The following is a 13189-nucleotide window of genomic DNA, read 5'->3' as shown; positions in this document are numbered from 1 at the left end:
AATGTTAGATATTATTAAAAAAGCAAGTCTAGGAGCCGTGGGAAGTACAAATCCCGTGGCTTTTTCTTATGGAACGGTAACGGAGGCAGCTCCTTTGCAGATCCAGGTGGATCAGCGGTTTATTTTATCGGGGAATGCGTTAGTGCTGCCTGAATCGGTAATGGAAAGCAAGATCGACATCGAGGGCAAAGAAGTAATACTTCGGCGAGGACTAGCGAGTGGGGACCGCGTATTAATGGTTCGAATGCAGGGCGGACAAAGCTACATTGTTCTGGATCGGCTGGTGAGCCCGATATGATCCCTGCGATTGGAAAAGCTGGACCGATAACGGCCCTGCTTGAGGGGGAGGTCAACCTTGAGCGTGGGGAAAGTCCTAGTCTTACGTACCGGATGGATTGGGAGAGAAAAAGGATTACAGGCCAAACGGATGGACTAGAAGCTGTTCAACAGGCGGCGGCTAAAATATTGCGAACCGATCGGTTTGAACATCTGATTTACAGTTCTGATTACGGAACAGAGTGGCGGTTGGTGCTTGGCAAGGATCGGCTGCTGGTTAGAGCTGAAATCAGACGTATCGTAAGTGAGGCACTACTTCAGGATGAACGAATACTTAGCTTAGAGAATATTGTTGTTTCGTTTACCGGAGATAATCTAACTTTTGACTGCAAGGTCGTCACACGTTACGGAAATTTTCAGCTGAGAAAGGAGTGGAATGAGGATGTATGAGGATCAGACGTATGAGGCTCTTTTGGAGCGGATGCTGGACCGGATTCCATCAGGATTGGATAAACGCGAGGGCAGCATCATTTATGACGCGTTGGCTCCAGCAGCCGCTGAGTTGGCACAGATGTATATTGAGCTGGATGTGAATAATAATCTGTATTTTGCAGATACGGCTACCGGAGAGTACTTAGAGCGAAGTATCTCCTGGTTAGGCATTGTAAGACGTGAAGCTAGCAAGGCGCAGCTGAAAGGGATTTTTTATAAGGCGGATGGAGGATTGTTAGATGTTCCACTCGGCAGCCGCTTCTCACTCGAAATGCTGAATTATACGGCTGTGGAGAAGTTATCTCCTGGAGTGTATCGCTTGGAAAGTGAAACCGCTGGAGAAGAAGGAAATCGATATTTTGGCTCTTTACTGCCAGTGGATTATATCTCAGACCTAGCGCGCGGAGAAATAGCTTCTCTTCTGATCCCTGGGGAGGACATTGAAACGGATGATGCACTACGCCAGCGTTATTTGGATTCAGCCAGACGCCCAGCTACTAGCGGAAATAAATATCACTATATGGAGTGGGCACTACAAGTTCCGGGTGTGGGAGGCGCACGTGTTTTTCCATTATGGAAAGGTCCTAAAACTGTGAAGGTGATTATTGTGGACGCCGAAAAAAAACCAGCATCCGAGCTGTTGGCGGCTCAGGTGCAGCAATACATTGATCCGGTCTCAGGAGCGGGTGAGGGACAAGCACCGGTAGGGGCTGTTGTGACCGTGGCACCGGCTGCGGGCAAAAACATCAGTATAAGCGCCAAGGTAACCCTTGCTTCTGGCTATGCACTGCAAGCTGTAAACCAAGGCTTTCAGGTGATGCTTGAGAAATATCGCAAGGAGAAGGCTTTTTCAGCAACCTATATCAGTCAGTCTGTCATCGGGGCATTATTGCTTGCTACTGAAGGAGTTGCGGATTACACAGAGCTGAAGTTGAACAGTGGAGCGGGCAATGTGATGTTGAACGAAGAAGAAGTACCGTTGTTCGGCAACGTTCTACTGGAGGTGTAGCATGGGTTATCCAGAGCAAATTGATATTTTTCAAGAAAAACTTAATAAAAAAGTAAACGGTAGCAGCTATGTTATCGAAGAGAGATTACCGCTTGTAAATGGCGTTTACAGTGGTCTTCTAGCGCATGACAATATTAATAATCAGACCATTGCGGTGTACACAGGGTCACAGTATTCCGGGATCGAGCTACGCAATTTCACTGTGTCTTTTCCGGATGAGGCGCCCTGGCGGCGGTTGATTAAGATTTTTGCCGATGTGCCTGAGGTATATGTGACTTACGAAACTCCCGGCGATACGGTTGAAGCAGAGGATATTAACGGTTTGCAGGTGAGTCTTACTGCTGTCCAGACTGAAATAGAGCGTTATAAGAACAAGGGCCAGATTGACGGAGGATCATTTAGAAGAGAGGTGTAAAATGGCACAGACCATACAAATAAAGCGGGGTACAAAGGCTGAGCTAATGAGTTATGGCGTGTTGAAGGCAGGCGAGCTTGGTTTTTGCAGTGATACTAAGGAAGTTTATATTGGTGACGGCACGTCCAATTCCATGGTCGGCAGGGCGCTGTCAGGGCCAGAAGCTTCGCGTCCGGTTGCAGGAGCCGTTGGTCGTTTGTATTACGTGACTACGGGTTCGAATAGCGGATATTTATATTTTGATGATGGGGCAGCTTGGCGGCGGGTGAATGCGCAGAAGCTTACCGATCTGACAGGTACAATTGATGATATCGCTGATGGAGCAACCTATGCGAAGGTGCTTAAAGCGGATATTAGTGCGGGACATATCAATAAAGTATCGGATGGCACAAACGTAAAGACTGCCGCTGAGATCAAGACTCACATTGATGATGTGGCCAAGCACCGGACAATCAATGATGCAGGGACTACGATTACAGACTTGTGGTCTGCGCAAAAGATTAAAAATGAAATTGAGCTGGCTAAGCATAACATCGAACCGCAAGCATCGGTAAAAGACCAGAACCTGCTGGCTCCACCTGCCAGTCCGGTTGAGGGTGATCGTTATATTATTCCAGCAGGGGCAACCGGGGTATGGGCGGGCAAAACGAATCAAATTGTTGAATACCAATCTGCGGCTTGGGTATTTTATGTTCCTGCCGTCGGTTGGACCGCTTACGTCGATGATGAGCAGAAGATTTACAGCTGGAACGGCAGCGCATGGGTACGTACCGGTGGTGCACTACAGACCATTACAGCCGGGAGCGGGCTGATTGGTGGGGGTCAGGCCGATACTGTGACGTTGAACATTGGTGCGGGTAATGGGATCACGGTCACTGCAGACGCGATTGCGGTTACCGCTGGAAAAGGAATCACCGTGGATGCAGCTGGTATAGCTGTAAGTGTGGATGGAAGCAGTATCGTTTATGATGCTGCAAATGGCAATAAACTTACCGTGGCCAGTATTGATGGCGGAACATTTTAGGGGGCGGGACAATGGCTCTAAAAACATTGATTCAAATACGCCGCGGCTTGGAAAGCGCCATTGGAGCGCTGGCTATTGGTGAGCTTGGGTATTGTACAGACAGTGGCAAGCTGTACATTGGTTCTGCCGCTGGTAATGTCTTGCTGGTAGCCGCGCAGAGTACCGGGGATATGCTGAAAAGCATTTACGATACGAATAACAATGGCAAGGTGGATTTTGCACAACAAGCGGATAGTGTAGCTTGGGCGGGGGTAGCAGGTAAACCAGTGGTATTTCCTCCGGCGGCGCATACACATGATTATTTGCCCAAAGGCCCCCTAACCTGGAATCAACTGAAGGGGGTGTAGAGGATGAGTTACGGCAGCTCTTTATACAGCGAATTGCAATATTCCGCAGATAAAGATTCGAGCCATCCGGGTGAAGTCGAGGCGCCTGATCTAATGCAGTATTTGCCGGACTATTATAAGGATGTCCGCGAAATGGAGAAGCTTCAGGAGACCATCGGGCTAGAAATTGGTGGACTGAAGCTGGGCACTATAGACGTACTGGATCAGGCTTTTGTTGAAACGGCAACGGTGAGCCTTGGACGATGGGAAGCTGAGCTTGGACTTAATATCGATTCATCCAAGTCATATGCCACACGCCGAGAGATGATTAAGGCAAAGCTGCGTGGAAATGGGACGACCACACCGGAGATGATTCAGCGGACGGCGTCAGCTTTTTCAGGTGGAGTGGTTGAAGTAAAGGAAGTGCCTGAGGAGTACCGTTTTGAGATTCATTTTGTGAGTACACTGGGGATTCCTCCAAATATGGCAGGGTTGATTCAAATCATCGAAGAGATTAAACCTGCGCATTTAGCTTATGAATTTGTGTTCAGCTATACCTGGTGGGACTCTGTTAAAGCCTTGACTTGGGAGAGTGCTCACAGTAAAACATGGAACGAATTAAGAACTTATAGATAGGAGAGTGACATATGCAAACCACAGGAAATTTGGGCTTAAAGAAGCCAGAGGGAACAGATATCGTTGATATTGCCGATTTGAACGGGAATATGGACATTTTGGACAATGCAGTGAATGGCAAGGTCGATAAAGTAACAGGCAAACAGCTATCTACGAATGACTACACCGCAGCTGAGAAAACAAAGCTGGCGGGGATTGCGACGGGAGCGAATAATTATACTCACCCAGTTACCCACCCACCAGCTATTATTGCTCAAGACGCGAGTAATCGGTTTGTTACGGATGCTGAAAAGACGGCGTGGAATGCAAAAGCTGGTACAGCCGTAGCTACAACTTCTACAAATGGCTTGATGTCTGCTGTGGACAAGACACTACTGAATAACAACACTGGATTTGGTACTACGGCTGGTGCAGCTACCGCATATACTCTTACACTTAGCCCAGCACCTACGGCGCTGATAGCAGGACTGAAATTTAGTTTCAAAACACACATTGATAGCGGAGCTAATCCTACACTCAATCCTAATACATTAGGGGCCAAAGCAATCAAGAAACCCAATGGAAATGCGGCAACACTTGCCCTGAACGGAGTTTACACGGTTGTATATGATGGCACGGCTTTTATCTTACAGGGTGAAGGGGGTGAATATGGAACAGCAACAGCAGCCCAGGTGCTAGCGCCTTACACAGTAGGACAAGATAACGGACTAGTGACGGGGACGATACCCACAGCGGCAGCAGGGGCGGCACCTGCTAAAGTAGTGGGCTACAACGGAAATCTGGACGTTACTCCGGTTAAGGCATATAACGACGGAACTACTGTGATAAATATTAAAGACGCTAACTATAACACAGCTAACTGGTTACGAGGCAAGTCGATATTTGGCGTAGATGGAGCTATTCCCGACTTTTCTTCAGCCCCTGCGAGTGGCTATAAAGCCGCAAAAAGTGCGAAAGGTGATTGGTCTGGTAGTCTAGTACTAGAGCCTGAAACCGGATACTATAAAAGCGGATTAAATTCAGGTGGTTTTGGTGCTATTATTGCAAGTGACCCTAATTTTGTACCTTCTAACATTCTACAAGGCAAGACGATATTTGGCGTTGACGGTGCGATTGTGCAGCAACCGGCCAGCGCTTCATCAGTAAGTACGACATGGGACGGAATTAATTTATGGGTTCGCATTCCAAGAGGCGCGTATTTAAATAATGGGGGCACAGGAGTACCCGAAATAGTAGTGAATGCTGCACAGGCTAGGGCAGATAGTAATATAATTGCATCTAATATTCGAAACGGAACATGGGTGTATGGGGTGCAAGGCACGTTGCAACCGAAACAATTTGCTTCTGGCTCACTAGTTACGGGGGGTGTTGTTAATGTGAGTGGTTTAGGGTTCAGACCAACAGGGATCGCAATGAAACATAACCCTGATAGTGGTCTTGGTTGGAGTTCGATGTTTATCTATTATTTAGACCCTGTTATTGGAATGGGAATACAAGCGATGTATATTATGGGGCAAGACGTTCCGTTGATTATATCGTTTTATGAAGGTTCATTTTCGGTAGATAAACAGTATAATCCAAACACAATGCCTTATCAGGAATATGTATGGGCGGCGTGGAATTAAGAGGGAGGAAGGTAATACAATGCAAATTGGACGAAAAATATTTTATGAACTAACAACAGGTTATGTTGTTCAAGATACCGGAGAGAGATCGGGTGATGTTATTGAGACAACTATAGATCAGGATTTTGCTGCATATCGTGCGCTGAGTGAACGCGTACCTGAAACGGTTGGAATTCTTCAACTAGAGTATGAAGAATATAAGCAAGATTTTGCAGAATGCAACGGATACCGCGTAAACGTTAATACTAAGAAATTAGAGTTCAGTTATCCTGACCCTAACACCGAGCCTGAGCACCCACAAGAGCCTGTGTATCAAGAGCCTTTAACCGAAAGGTTAAAAAATCTTGAATTAGAGAGTGCTGGCATAGGATTCGAACTAGCAACGACTCAATCTCGATTGGATCAAGCTGAGCAAGAACAAGCGAATCTACTTCTAAGCCTTGTGGAAGGAGGTGTACTGTAAATGAACTGGTACGCACTGGTTAAGCGATACTTTGAAGCAGGATTGTATACTGCGGAGCAGGTACAGGTTTTTGTTACCTCTAAAAAGATAACGGTTGAACAAGCTGAAGAGATTACAGATAGCGCCATATAGTAGGCGTTTTTATTTTGCCCTCGTATCTGCTACGAGGGCTGTTTTATTTATCACTTTAGAAGGGGGCTGTTATATGACCATTGTGGGAGTGAACTCAGGAGGAGGCGATGCTGAAGCAGCGCCCATTGAGCACCGTTTAGAAGATGTTGAAAGTAGACTAGTAGTCATCCAAGACGAGATCTTTAGATTTGGAACAGAACATCTAAGTTTTAGTAATGAGCTTCTATTATTAAAAGAAAAACAATCACGCCATGAGGAAGATGTGAAGCAAATTAAACAATCAACGATAGAAATGAAAATACAATTTAACGAGATTATGAGACGTTGGGATACATTGGACTCACGTGTGTTCCAGCTATTGCAACAATCCCAGACGGACAGCAAGAGCGAACGAAAAGTGTTTATCGATTTACTTAAATACGTTCTGGCGGGAACTATCTTTGCTATTATTGCCTTTTTATTTAAAGGAGGGGTATAGATGCTCACTTTGTCCCAAATCAAAGAAAAATCAAGTAAACGCCTAACCAACCTACACCCCGTAGTTCGTTCCGCTGCTACTGCTCTAATCGAACGTTGTTACAAACTCAACATCCCCATTCTCATTACGCAGGGACTTCGCACAATTGCCGAGCAGGATGCTCTTTATGCACAAGGCCGCACCAAGCCCGGAGCGATTGTAACCAATGCGCGAGGCGGGTATAGCTATCACAATTTTGGATTGGCCGTAGATTTTGCTCTTTTGCTGCCGAATGGATCGAGTGTGTCATGGGATATGTGCCGGGACGGCAATAACAACCAGATCGCAGATTGGCAGGAGGTTGTGAAGGAGGCAAAAGGGCTGGGCTTCGAGTGGGGTGGCGACTGGACAAGCTTCAAGGATTACCCCCATTTTCAAATGGCGTTTGGGTTAACACTCACACAGTTACGAGCAGGGACAAAGCCCTCAACATCTGCGGTGGAGTCAGCGTATAAGGTCATCAATCGGAAGGAGGAGGAAGAATTGAAGAGTGATGTTATTGCTGTCGTAAAGGTTAACGGGGTTAAGGTTGCAGATGGAGTGCTTGAAAAAGGCATCACCTACGTCCCTGTACGTGTTATTGCAGAAGCGCTGGGTGCTCAGGTAGGTTATGATTCTGCGACTCGAACGGTTGAGATTATAAGTACCCGCTAAGGAGGGAAAAGGATGGAAACTGGAACAATTTTAGATAATGTTGTGGCATTCGCCTCTATATTAGCAGTATTCGTACTGGCACTGGTTCAGTTGGTCAAAAATAGTATCAACATCCCGCGTAATGCAGTACCGATTATCGGACTATTGATAGGTTTGTTCATCGGCGTAGTAGCGTATCCTTTTACCGAACTAGATTTAGTGCTTCGCCTTTGGGCTGGGGGCCTTGCAGGTTTATCTGCGACGGGGTTGTTTGAGCTAGCTTTTAAGGATCGCCCGGGCACGACGAAAGGGTAAGTGGATAATAGGTACGAATTATAAAAAGGGCTGTTCCAAAAAGTCTGAAAAAGACCTAAGGAAGAGCCCCATTGTTTTTCTCATGATATTACATAAATAAGTTTCAGAACGAAAGCGTGCTGCCGGGTTGTAAAGAATATAGTCCTGTGAAACCTTCTCCTTTTAATATAGAAGCTACTTGGTCGATATGTGGTTTGGGAGCATGGACGAGCACTGTCCGGTGGCTGGGAATCGTTTGGAGCATTTTGCGAATGTCCGGCAAACCTTGATGGACTTTATAGCGGATAAGTGAGACTGTACAGCGTACGCTGCTAGATTCTCCGATCATAGCTTGCTTAACAAGACGATGTCCAAAGCTTCCGGCCGCTAAATGTCCCGTAAAAATCACATGGTTGTCTGGAGAAACAGAGAGTTGCTGAAAGTATTCTTGTGCTTTTGCCGACTGCATCATCCCGTCATTGGTGAATACGATAGCTCCCTTAAGATTCAGCATTGCCTTCGCGCGTTCGTCCGAATTAGATACAACACACAAGTTTTTTCTGTTAAAAAGCGCATTTACGCGCTGAATAGCGTCCTCTTTCAGCCATTCCACCTTGTCGCTTAATGCTCGTAAAGGAGCGACGAGTGCTTCTTCAACGATCAATTGATGATCTGGAAAACATTCATTTGCCCATACGACCAATTCCTGGCTTCTGCCATGGATAGGCACAGGAAGGAGGACGGAACCCCCTTTTTGCAAGGTGTTGTGGATCTCTATCTCTAATTGCTGTAATTTTACAAGCTGCTCATCAGGATCTGCCCCATATGCGGCATCGATAATGGACAGATCAGCTACATTTTTAGCTTCGGCTTCCATAATTGCTGGGGTGTCTGCCGTGAGCAGCTGCGATTCCTCCGAATAATCCCCCGAGAAAAATACAGTTTTGTCCTCCCATTCTAAGCCCAGCCAAACCGAACCTGCTAAATGCCCGCTACGTCCCCATTGAACTCGAAGGTTAGGCGCAAGCGTCAGCCAAGTTTGAGGGGAGACATGCTCCTCTAAATACATGAATTGAATAGCTTCTTTATCCGTTTCCTCATAGGGGAGCGGGGCGGACTGAGCCGCCACATATTTATCCCAGGCCTCGAAATAATCAGGAAGCTGTAATGAGGTAGATCTAGTTGTCCAAACCTTACCTCTGTATCCGTGTTTATAAAGTAAGGGCAGCGCTATGGAATGATCCTCATGAGCATGAGACAGAAATACTGCCTGCAAATGTGGAATAATATCCTTATCAAGTAGGGGGTATTCACCGGGGCCTTCTTTTTTTACGCCACAATCGAGCAGGATGCCATTTCGTGAATCCTTGCCCTGCAAAAGATAGGAGGAACGGCCATGCTCTCCGGCCCCTCCCCAAATCGTTAGTGTGCTCATTGTTGTCTCCGCTTTCTATCTGGGCTTAAATATTCTAAGACTAATAGTAGTATGGTGGTGATACCTACTGAAATTACAGCCATGGCCATCCCCATCGCTACCGCACCTTGTTCAAACTGGGCGAAAATATAGGTTGCCGAGGTCTGCATTGAAGGCGGAAGAATGAGTAATGAGGCTACCAGTTCCCGATTGGAAATGGTGAAGGTCATCATCCAGCCAGCCACCATCCCCGGAAGGATGAGAGGAAGCAGGATACGGCGGAACACATACAGCTTACTTCCTCCGAATACTTGTCCCGCTTGCATCAGAGAGGAATCGATCTGCCCATAGCTTGCTTTTACATACTGAACAGTATAAGGAAGGAAAAGTACGACATAAGTCAGTACAACCATCCAGTAGGTATTATAGAGCGGGATAGGCATCCAGCGGGCATTCCACAGCAGAATTAGCCCTACTACAATTACAATTCCAGGGACTGTATTTGGAAGCAAGCTGAATAAATCTGTAATTTTCTGCTTGAATGTAGCCCCTTTTCCTACCGTCAAGGCAAACCAAGTCCCGAGAATAACAGCGATACTGGAAGCAACGATAGCTAATGTAAAGCTATTTAATAAGGCCTCTAGTCCTTGCGAACCTGGGGATAACAGCTCTGCATAATGTTTTAAGGTTAGATTGCTCCAGGATACACCTTCTCCCCGAAGTTTCAATAATGAGGCTGTTATGATAGAGAAATAAGGAATGCCGATGGATGCCAGAAGCAATAGAAGAACATAACCCCAGCTAAGAAACCCTACGATGCCTGTACTCTTATAACGTTTAGTACGAGTTCCTTTTCCACCGATCAGACGGTAAGAGTAGCGGCTGCTAATTATAGTTTGGATGTACCACATGACAAGACAAACTCCGAGCAGCAAGGAGGCTAGTGAAGTAGCCTTACCAAAATCAATCGGCCAACTGGAGATATATTTATGGATCTCAGAGGTCAGCACGTAAAAGCCGATCCTGCGGCCAAAGGTCGCAGGGGTACCGAATTCAGCAATGGTTTTGACGAAGATGAGCAGTGCTCCAAGCCCATAGCTAGAGAGCAGTAAAGGAATAATCACTCTTTTAAATCTGTAAAAGAAGGGGGCGCCGTGAACAGAGGCTGCTTCCTCCAGATTGCCCCCGATCTGCAAAAGCGCATTGCGCAGCAGCAGGTACAGGAAGGGAAACAGGTGAAGGCTCATGATCAGCACCATACCCCCATAGCTAAAGAAATATGGTGTTAACACGGAGGAGGAGGGCAGAAACTGCTCCATATATCCACCCGTCTGCATAAACAACATCCAGCCCATAGAACCAATGTAAGGCGGCGTCATAAATGGAATTAACAGCACGACATCCAGCCAGTTGTGGCGCCCTAAGTCGGTTTTTGCCATAATCCAGGCTAAAGGTAGCGCAAACAAAGTAGTTAGCAGAATAACGCTTACCCCAAGCCCGATAGAATTCAGCAGCACCTCTACTAGGTCATTGCTCCCCATAATGGTTCGTAGTGGTGCGGCTATGTCGAGATGCCCCTCTGGATAAATACTGGTCCAGAAAATGAGCAGGAGTGGCAGCAGCACGAGCACGGTTAGTATAAATAAAGCCAGTCCACCGCTCACCCATTTAAATGAGCGCAAAGAGTTAGTATTCATTACGCTTATTTAAAAATTTGTGTGAAGGTCGAGGAAACTTCATCGCCGTGCTCATTCATCCATTCCCAATTCACATCAAATGTTTTGATTTCTTCAAGATTGGCACGATTTTCTGCCTTCACGTCAGTTCTGCCTGGCAGCAAATAGGCTTTGGCAACAAGGGCTTGCGCTTCATCGGAGAGCAGGTAGTCGATAAAAGCCTTAGCGTTATCTACATTTGGGCTTGTCTTAATGATCGCAGCCGGACGAGGGCTGATTACAGTTCCTTCAGCAGGATAGACGATATCCACAGGTTCTCCGTCAGCTTTTGCTTTATAAGCCATGTAATCTACGCCAGCAGCAACGACGGATTTAGCACCGGTAATCACCGGATCAAGTGCCTCTTGATTGGCGCCTGCCATAGCTACTTCATTGCTTTTATATTGTTTGAAAAGATCCCAGCCACTGTCCCCCTTAGCACTTAAATACCCAGTCATGAAATCAAGAGCCGAGCCGGAAAGTGAAGGATCAGGGATATTGACTGCACCCTTCCATTCCGCTTTGCTGAGGTCATCCCAGGAGGTCGGCGGTGAGCTTACTTTTTTTGTATTGTAGACAATACCGAGTGCGGATGCACTGTAACTGAAATAGTTTCCTTCATCTATATCTGACCAATCGCTAACCAGCTTGTCTGCATTAATCGTTTCTTTATATGGAAGTAATAATCCGTCGTTTTTCATTCCTTGCATGGACGGAAGAGAGGCGAGGACAACAACATCAACGACCGGGTTGGATTTTTCTGCTTCCATGCGGGCAAGTATTTTTCCTGTAGTGCCTTGGAACATTTCAACCTTAACGCCGGTTTTGGCTTCAAACCCGTCTTTGATTTTATTGGCTAAACCTTCAGGGCCTGCACTGTAAACGACAAGATTGCCGCTTAGTGTCTTTTCTGTTGGTTGTGGGGCTTCAGTTTGCGTCGCCGCCGCAGTATCGGTTTGGTTGTTGCTTGCGTTAGCCGCAGGGGTGTTCGAGGAGCCGCAGCCCACTAAAGTAATACCAAGTGCAGTTGTTAGAAGAAGTGAACTTAACCCTTTTGTCTTTTTCATTTGATTCAATGTTATTGCCTCCCTAATATTGTTGTGTGCATCTTGCTGCATGGAACAGCATCATATAGAGCCATTCCATGCAGTGGACGCTTAATTCAGATGATGGATTTGGTGCTCTGAAGCGTACAGCTGAATCTTTTCCCCTACAGGTAGGCGCCGCTCATGATAAGCGGTCCAAGTCCCATTGTGCTCCATGTCCAGAATGATCTCATAGCGATCCCCCATATAACTCACATGCTGAATAGTCCCTGCAAAAGGAAGAGAGGAAGCATTCTCCTGAGACCAGCGTAAATGTTCTGGACGCAGCATCTGTTTATCCGGAACGATCCAGTTGGATTTACCAATAAAGTGGGCTACAAAAGGATGACTCGGTTTACGATAAATGTCCTCAGGAGATCCACTTTGTAAAATAGTACCACCTTGCATTACAACTACTTCATCTGACATAGACATCGCTTCGGTTTGATCATGCGTCACATACAGGGCTGTAATGCCCATGTTTTTTACCAAGGAGATTAACTCCAGCCTCATTTCATCTCGCAAGACCGCATCCAGCGCACTTAAGGGCTCATCGAATAATACAAGCTGAGGGCGCATGACTACGGCTCTGGCAAAAGCAACCCGCTGCTGTTGTCCACCAGACAACTGATGTGGAAAACGCAGCTCCAGCCCCTCCAGCTTGACCGATCGAAGCGCCTCCTGCACCCGAACCCGTAAATTCTTTTTTTGTTTGGAAGCTCGAAGGCCGAAGGCTACATTCTCGAACACAGTCAGATGCGGCCAGAGGGCGAAATCTTGAAAAACCATGCCAAAGTTACGGCGATGAATGGGGTGGCTAATTCTTTTGCTGCCTGAAAAAATAAACTCATCATCGATCAGAATTTCTCCTGCATCCGGTGTTTCCAGCCCAGCAATCAGACGGAGTAGTGTCGTCTTTCCACAACCTGAAGGACCGAGTAATGTCGTAAAGCTTCCAGCGGGAATCTTCAGATCTGCAGCTTTCAAGGCATGCACATCTCCGAATTTCTTTTCCAATCTGTGGATTGTAATTTCCTTCATTCTATCTACCTGCCTGTTCTTAAGCTTGTTCTTAGTGTAAAGGTAAAGAATTCCCGCTATATTTGCTGAATGTAACTGTGATATTAACTTTT

At 46.5% G+C, this 13189-nt stretch carries 17 protein-coding genes; 13 read left to right on the top strand and 4 right to left on the bottom strand.

What is annotated here, in order from left to right:
* The first annotated feature begins 1 nt into the window (after position 1).
* From NST40_RS27935 to NST40_RS27875, 13 genes are all read left to right on the top strand, one after another.
* Positions 2–298, top strand: coding sequence for a DUF2577 domain-containing protein (locus NST40_RS27935; RefSeq protein ID WP_076099903.1), 297 nt, complete (start codon positions 2–4; stop codon positions 296–298).
* Entirely contained in the window at positions 295–726 is a 432-nt protein-coding gene (locus NST40_RS27930; RefSeq protein WP_076099869.1) for a DUF2634 domain-containing protein, read from the top strand. The genes NST40_RS27935 and NST40_RS27930 overlap by 4 nt, the downstream gene beginning before the upstream one ends.
* Complete coding sequence (locus NST40_RS27925; protein WP_248549696.1) at positions 719–1777, top strand: baseplate J/gp47 family protein; 1059 nt, start codon at positions 719–721, stop codon at positions 1775–1777. Before NST40_RS27930 ends, NST40_RS27925 begins: the two co-directional genes overlap by 8 nt.
* Before the next feature lies 1 nt (position 1778).
* Positions 1779–2192, top strand: coding sequence for a phosphoglucomutase (locus tag NST40_RS27920; RefSeq protein ID WP_076304948.1), 414 nt, complete (start codon positions 1779–1781; stop codon positions 2190–2192).
* Position 2193: 1 nt separating this feature from the next.
* Entirely contained in the window at positions 2194–3216 is a 1023-nt protein-coding gene (locus NST40_RS27915) for a DUF2793 domain-containing protein (protein ID WP_248549695.1), read from the top strand.
* Between the two features lie 11 nt (positions 3217–3227).
* Complete coding sequence (locus NST40_RS27910; protein WP_076099872.1) at positions 3228–3563, top strand: hypothetical protein; 336 nt, start codon at positions 3228–3230, stop codon at positions 3561–3563.
* Positions 3564–3566: 3 nt separating this feature from the next.
* Positions 3567–4178, top strand: coding sequence for a putative phage tail protein (locus tag NST40_RS27905; protein ID WP_076186581.1), 612 nt, complete (start codon positions 3567–3569; stop codon positions 4176–4178).
* An 11-nt stretch (positions 4179–4189) separates the two neighbouring features.
* Entirely contained in the window at positions 4190–5803 is a 1614-nt protein-coding gene (locus tag NST40_RS27900) for a hypothetical protein (RefSeq protein ID WP_076099875.1), read from the top strand.
* A gap of 19 nt (positions 5804–5822) precedes the next feature.
* Entirely contained in the window at positions 5823–6266 is a 444-nt protein-coding gene (locus NST40_RS27895; RefSeq protein WP_342410215.1) for a hypothetical protein, read from the top strand.
* A complete protein-coding gene (locus NST40_RS27890; protein ID WP_342410214.1) occupies positions 6267–6398 on the top strand; it encodes an XkdX family protein in 132 nt (43 codons plus the stop codon).
* A gap of 73 nt (positions 6399–6471) precedes the next feature.
* Positions 6472–6876, top strand: coding sequence for a hypothetical protein (locus NST40_RS27885; protein ID WP_076277834.1), 405 nt, complete (start codon positions 6472–6474; stop codon positions 6874–6876).
* Positions 6877–7569 carry a M15 family metallopeptidase gene (locus NST40_RS27880; protein ID WP_076282708.1) on the top strand — a complete coding sequence of 231 codons (693 nt, stop codon included), beginning with the start codon at positions 6877–6879 and terminating at the stop codon, positions 7567–7569. It abuts the gene before it with no gap.
* A 12-nt stretch (positions 7570–7581) separates the two neighbouring features.
* Complete coding sequence (locus tag NST40_RS27875) at positions 7582–7863, top strand: holin (protein ID WP_076280160.1); 282 nt, start codon at positions 7582–7584, stop codon at positions 7861–7863.
* A 103-nt stretch (positions 7864–7966) separates the two neighbouring features.
* On the opposite strand, the gene NST40_RS27870 is transcribed toward NST40_RS27875, so the two are convergent.
* The 4 genes from NST40_RS27870 to NST40_RS27855 form a co-directional block, all read right to left on the bottom strand.
* Complete coding sequence (locus tag NST40_RS27870) at positions 7967–9277, bottom strand: MBL fold metallo-hydrolase (protein WP_342410213.1); 1311 nt, start codon at positions 9275–9277, stop codon at positions 7967–7969.
* Positions 9274–10953 (bottom strand): iron ABC transporter permease, encoded by a 1680-nt coding sequence (locus tag NST40_RS27865; protein WP_342410212.1) that lies wholly within the window; start codon positions 10951–10953, stop codon positions 9274–9276. The genes NST40_RS27870 and NST40_RS27865 overlap by 4 nt, the downstream gene beginning before the upstream one ends.
* Positions 10954–10958: 5 nt before the next feature.
* Entirely contained in the window at positions 10959–12038 is a 1080-nt protein-coding gene (locus tag NST40_RS27860; RefSeq protein WP_342410927.1) for an ABC transporter substrate-binding protein, read from the bottom strand.
* A gap of 90 nt (positions 12039–12128) precedes the next feature.
* On the bottom strand, positions 12129–13097 hold the full coding sequence (locus NST40_RS27855) for an ABC transporter ATP-binding protein (RefSeq protein WP_342410211.1): 969 nt from the start codon (positions 13095–13097) through the stop codon (positions 12129–12131).
* Between the last annotated feature and the right edge of the window lie 92 nt (positions 13098–13189).

It is taken from the genome of Paenibacillus sp. FSL R10-2778, from assembly GCF_038593035.1.
GTDB classification, from domain to species: Bacteria; Bacillota; Bacilli; order Paenibacillales; family Paenibacillaceae; genus Paenibacillus_AQ; species Paenibacillus_AQ odorifer.
The sequence above is the reverse complement of the archived record's forward strand: the minus strand, read 5'-3'. Positions and strand labels throughout refer to the sequence as shown.

Excerpts from the sequence above, each read along its gene's own strand:
- NST40_RS27935 (WP_076099903.1), top strand. The coding sequence starts at position 2 with ATGTTAGATATTATTAAAAAAGCAAGTCTAGGAGCCGTGGGAAGTACA.
- NST40_RS27930 (WP_076099869.1), top strand. The coding sequence starts at position 295 with ATGATCCCTGCGATTGGAAAAGCTGGACCGATAACGGCCCTGCTTGAG.
- NST40_RS27925 (WP_248549696.1), top strand. The coding sequence starts at position 719 with ATGTATGAGGATCAGACGTATGAGGCTCTTTTGGAGCGGATGCTGGAC.
- NST40_RS27920 (WP_076304948.1), top strand. The coding sequence starts at position 1,779 with ATGGGTTATCCAGAGCAAATTGATATTTTTCAAGAAAAACTTAATAAA.
- NST40_RS27915 (WP_248549695.1), top strand. The coding sequence starts at position 2,194 with ATGGCACAGACCATACAAATAAAGCGGGGTACAAAGGCTGAGCTAATG.
- NST40_RS27910 (WP_076099872.1), top strand. The coding sequence starts at position 3,228 with ATGGCTCTAAAAACATTGATTCAAATACGCCGCGGCTTGGAAAGCGCC.
- NST40_RS27905 (WP_076186581.1), top strand. The coding sequence starts at position 3,567 with ATGAGTTACGGCAGCTCTTTATACAGCGAATTGCAATATTCCGCAGAT.
- NST40_RS27900 (WP_076099875.1), top strand. The coding sequence starts at position 4,190 with ATGCAAACCACAGGAAATTTGGGCTTAAAGAAGCCAGAGGGAACAGAT.
- NST40_RS27895 (WP_342410215.1), top strand. The coding sequence starts at position 5,823 with ATGCAAATTGGACGAAAAATATTTTATGAACTAACAACAGGTTATGTT.
- NST40_RS27890 (WP_342410214.1), top strand. The coding sequence starts at position 6,267 with ATGAACTGGTACGCACTGGTTAAGCGATACTTTGAAGCAGGATTGTAT.
- NST40_RS27885 (WP_076277834.1), top strand. The coding sequence starts at position 6,472 with ATGACCATTGTGGGAGTGAACTCAGGAGGAGGCGATGCTGAAGCAGCG.
- NST40_RS27880 (WP_076282708.1), top strand. The coding sequence starts at position 6,877 with ATGCTCACTTTGTCCCAAATCAAAGAAAAATCAAGTAAACGCCTAACC.
- NST40_RS27875 (WP_076280160.1), top strand. The coding sequence starts at position 7,582 with ATGGAAACTGGAACAATTTTAGATAATGTTGTGGCATTCGCCTCTATA.
- NST40_RS27870 (WP_342410213.1), bottom strand. The coding sequence starts at position 9,277 with ATGAGCACACTAACGATTTGGGGAGGGGCCGGAGAGCATGGCCGTTCC.
- NST40_RS27865 (WP_342410212.1), bottom strand. The coding sequence starts at position 10,953 with ATGAATACTAACTCTTTGCGCTCATTTAAATGGGTGAGCGGTGGACTG.
- NST40_RS27860 (WP_342410927.1), bottom strand. The coding sequence starts at position 12,038 with ATGAAAAAGACAAAAGGGTTAAGTTCACTTCTTCTAACAACTGCACTT.
- NST40_RS27855 (WP_342410211.1), bottom strand. The coding sequence starts at position 13,097 with ATGAAGGAAATTACAATCCACAGATTGGAAAAGAAATTCGGAGATGTG.